Genomic DNA, 3,300 nt, shown 5'->3' with positions numbered 1-3,300 from the left:
GGGCCGCGCTGGCCGATTTTGCCCGCCGCATGCTGCCGCACGCGCCGCCGCTGCCGATGCCGGCCAGCGCGGACGTGGACATGGACGCGGAGCCGGACGCCGCGGCCGTGCGCGCCCTGCTGGCGCCGCTGATGGCCGGCGCGCCGGCGCGGCAGCAGGCGCTGGGCGCCGACGAGCTGGCGCAGATGTTCCTGGCGGCCCACCGCCTGGGCACGCTGGCCGGGGCGCTGCGCGCGCTGCCGCCGGTGCGCGCGCCGCTGGCGGTGTGGTGGCGCGCCGGCCGCGCCGGGGCCGCCGCGCGGCTGGCGCAATGGCAGGGCGCGCCGCTGCGCGAGGCCGTGCTGGACGGCGTGGACCATCACGCCATCGTGCGCGATGCCCGCCTGGTCGAGGCGCTGGCCGCGCTGGCGCCGGACCGGCAGGCCCCCGGCAATGCCACTGCCGGCGGCGCGGGCAATGGCATGCAAACCACAACCCTGCTGACGGAGTAGGGTAAAAACGAAAATTCGGATGCGAATACTAATGATTTGCATTTAGAATTGCGGTCGATATGACCGCCCGGCGCCAAGGCGCCACCGGACCGGCCCGCCCTGCCTCGCAGGCGGGCCGGCGCCGTCGGGGCGGGCCGCACCGGCTCCCCATCGCCAATCGCGGCCATCACGGAATTCCAGGGACCACCCGCAGGCCGCGCCGCCGCAGAACCGGCCCGGCCCGCCGGGGCGTGCCCATCTGTCGGGCCGCCCGGCCGCCAGGCGCGGGCCCGGCCCTCCAGCGGGTTTTGCGCGCCGTGTGGCGTGCTGCTTCGCCATCGCGGAACACGCGGCGCCGCGCGCCGCCGCCGCGATGATTTTTGACTTAGGGGAGAAACATGAAAACGGGCAAATCGGTCGGGTCGCGCAGGGCGCAGGCCAATCACCGACATCTTGCGCTGAGCGCGCTGGCCTTGGCGGTATCGGCGCAGATGGCGCACGCGCAGTCCGGCGCCACCACCACGGCAGCCTCGGGCGAGGCGCAGCTGCCGGCGGTCAGCGTGCGCGCCGACAGCGCCGCCGCGCCGGTCTACGGGGCCAGGAACACGGTATCGGCCACCAAGACCGACGCGACCATCGCCGAGACGCCGCAGTCCATCAGCGTGGTGACGTCCGACCAGATCCGCGCCCAGGGCGCGGAGCGGGTCGAGGAGGCGCTGCGCTACACCGCCGGCGTGCGCACCGAGCCGATCTACGACACGCGCCGCGGCAACTACCTGATCCGCGGCTTCCTGGCCTCGCAGCAGGGCCAGTACTGGGACGGCCTGAAGCTGCCCCACTCCGGCGGCTACGGCGGCTGGGAACTGGAGCCCTACAGCCTGGAGCGCATCGACATCGTGCGCGGGCCGGCTTCGGTGCTGTACGGCCAGAGCTCGCCGGGCGGCATGATCAACCAGGTCAGCAAGCGCCCGCAGGACACCCCGGAGCACGAGCTCAACGTGAGCGTGGGCAACAACGCGCGCAAGGAAGTCTCCGGCGACTTCACCGGCCCGATCGACCAGGACGGCAAGCTGCTGTACCGCGTCACCGCGCTGGCGCGCGACAGCGGCACGCAGACCCCGCACGTGGACGACAACCGCCTGTTCATCTCGCCGCAGATCACCTGGCGCCCGACCGACGCCACCAACTTCACGCTCTACGCGCAGGCCTATAAGGACCGCTCGGGCAACAGCGGCAACTTCCTGCCCGCGGTGGGCACGGTCAGCCGGCTCGGCAACGGCCAGCGCATCCCCACCGACTTGTTTACCGGCGAGCCGGACTTCGACCTGTTCAAGCGCGAGCAGTACATGGTCGGCTACGAGTTCTCGCACCGCTTCAACGATGTGCTGACGGTGCGCCAGAAGCTGCGCTACGCCCACCTGCACGTGAGCTACGAGGACATCGGCGGCAACGGCGGCCTGACCAACTACACCACCGGCCCGTTCAACCTGCGCCGCATCGGCCTGATCTCGAACGAGTCGTACAGCCTGTTTACGATCGACAACCAGGCCCAGGTCAAGCTCTCGCACGGCATCTTCGACCACACCTTCCTGGTGGGCGTGGACTACCAGCGCTCCACCTTCGACCGCCTGTTCGGCCAGAGCGCCAACGAGCCGGCGCTCAACGTGTTCAACCCGGTCTACGGCAACTTCGTGCGCCCGGCCTACCAGACCGACACCGACACCACGCGCGACCAGGTCGGCTTCTACCTGCAGGACCAGGTCAAGATCGACAAGCGCTTCGTGGTGCAGCTGGCGGGCCGCTACGACAAGGCCAAGGTCAACACCGACACGCGCACCATCGCCACCAACGCCACCTCCACCACCAAGACCGACGATGGCCGCTTCACCGGCCGCGCCGGCCTGCTGTACGAAGGTCCGTTCGGCCTGTCGCCGTACGTCAGCTACTCGACCTCGTTCGAGCCCGCCATCAGCACGCTGATCTATGGCGGCGGCACGCCCGAGCCCACCACCGGCCGCCAGTACGAGGCCGGCGTCAAGTGGCAGCCCGCCAACTCGCGCAGCTTCGCGCAGATCTCGCTGTTCGACCTGACCCAGCGCAACGTGCTGACCACCGCGCCGGTCAACGGCTTCTATTCGCAGATCGGCGAGGTGAGCTCGCGCGGCATCGAGCTGGAAGGCACCTGGGCGGTGACGTCGAACTTCAACGTGCTGGCGTCCTACACCTACACCGATGCCGAAGTGACCAAGGCCGGCCCGGGCGCGCCCAATGCCGGCAAGGTGCCGCCCTACGTGGCCAGGCACATGGCTTCGCTGTGGGCCGACTACCGCCTCTCCGGCGGCCCGCTGGCCGGCGTGTGGCTGGGCGGCGGCGTGCGCTACGTGGGCGGCAGCTTCGATGCCACCAACACGATTTCGGTGCCGTCGTTCACGCTGGTCGACCTGGCGGCCAGCTACACCATCGCCAAGCACTACACGCTGCGCGTAAACGTCAACAACCTGTTCAACAAGACCTACGTGGCGGCCTGCGACAGCGCCACCAACTGCTATTACGGCCGCAACCGCACCGTGGTGGGCACGTTGAGCTACCGCTGGTAAGCACCGCGCGGCCCGCCCGGCGACGGACGGGCCGGCGGCAGCGCACCGGCACGCATAAGAAAGGACCCCCATGAAAGCGCCTACGCTGCGCATCTGGTACGCCATCCACCGCTGGACCAGCCTGCTGTGCACGCTGAACCTGCTGGTGCTGTGCGTGACCGGCCTGCTGCTGATCTTCCATGAAGACATCGATGCCATGCTGGGCCAGGACCACCACGGCAGCGTGGCGGCCG

3 protein-coding genes are annotated in these 3,300 nt (G+C 70.0%); all 3 read left to right on the top strand.

What is annotated here, in order from left to right; translation table 11 throughout:
- Window positions 1-491, top strand: a 491-nt coding sequence (locus tag K206_RS43770) for a hypothetical protein (RefSeq protein ID WP_043366886.1), incomplete at its 5' end; no start/stop codon positions are given.
- A gap of 377 nt (window positions 492-868) precedes the next feature.
- Window positions 869-3,067 carry a TonB-dependent siderophore receptor gene (locus K206_RS0118635; protein ID WP_043366885.1) on the top strand — a complete coding sequence of 733 codons (2,199 nt, stop codon included), beginning with the start codon at window positions 869-871 and terminating at the stop codon, window positions 3,065-3,067.
- Window positions 3,068-3,137: 70 nt separating this feature from the next.
- On the top strand, window positions 3,138-3,300 hold a 163-nt coding region (locus tag K206_RS44665; protein WP_196812895.1), incomplete at its 3' end, for a PepSY domain-containing protein.

The sequence above is a fragment of the Cupriavidus sp. WS genome, assembly GCF_000395345.1.
GTDB classification, from domain to species: domain Bacteria; phylum Pseudomonadota; class Gammaproteobacteria; order Burkholderiales; family Burkholderiaceae; genus Cupriavidus; species Cupriavidus basilensis_B.
The sequence above is the reverse complement of the archived record's forward strand: the minus strand, read 5'-3'. Positions and strand labels throughout refer to the sequence as shown.

Bases quoted from the DNA above. Each gene is read 5' to 3' on its own strand.
- K206_RS0118635 (WP_043366885.1), top strand. From the start codon at position 869: ATGAAAACGGGCAAATCGGTCGGGTCGCGCAGGGCGCAGGCCAATCAC.